3 tRNA genes are annotated in these 371 nt (G+C 49.3%); all 3 read left to right on the top strand.

From position 1 onward, the window contains the following. Positions 1-80 precede the first annotated feature (80 nt). The 3 genes from AJ939_RS01805 (at position 81) to AJ939_RS01795 (ending at position 366) form a co-directional block, all read left to right on the top strand. Positions 81-156, top strand: a tRNA-Arg gene (locus AJ939_RS01805). Between the two features lie 6 nt (positions 157-162). Continuing rightward, positions 163-238: transfer RNA gene (locus AJ939_RS01800), tRNA-Val, on the top strand. Positions 239-289: 51 nt separating this feature from the next. Beyond that, a tRNA-Asp gene (locus tag AJ939_RS01795) sits at positions 290-366 on the top strand. Positions 367-371 lie beyond the last annotated feature (5 nt).

The following is a 371-nucleotide window of genomic DNA, read 5'->3' as shown; positions in this document are numbered from 1 at the left end:
CCGGTAGAGCATCTCCCTTTTAAGGAGGGGGCCGTTGGTTCGAATCCAACACGGGACACCATTTTTATTGTTAGGGTTATGACCCTTTCGTCTAGTGGCCCAGGACAACACTCTCTCTGTGTGGAAACAGAGGTTCAAATCCTCTAGGGGTCGCCAATTATAGGTCGCTTAGCTCAGTTGGTAGAGCGCCACCCTTACAAGGTGGATGTCATAAGTTCGAGTCTTATAGTGACCACCATTTTATAAAATCATAAATAGGTTTTATAATCTCTACTTCTTTACTTTGGATGCAGCGGTAGTTCAGCTGGTTAGAATGCCGCCCTGTCACGGCGGAGGTCGCGGGTTCGAGCCCCGTCCGCTGCGCCATCTTG

The organism is Campylobacter sp. BCW_6889 (genome assembly GCF_001762535.1).
Taxonomy (GTDB): Bacteria; Campylobacterota; Campylobacteria; order Campylobacterales; family Campylobacteraceae; genus Campylobacter_D; species Campylobacter_D jejuni.
The sequence above is the reverse complement of the archived record's forward strand: the minus strand, read 5'-3'. Positions and strand labels throughout refer to the sequence as shown.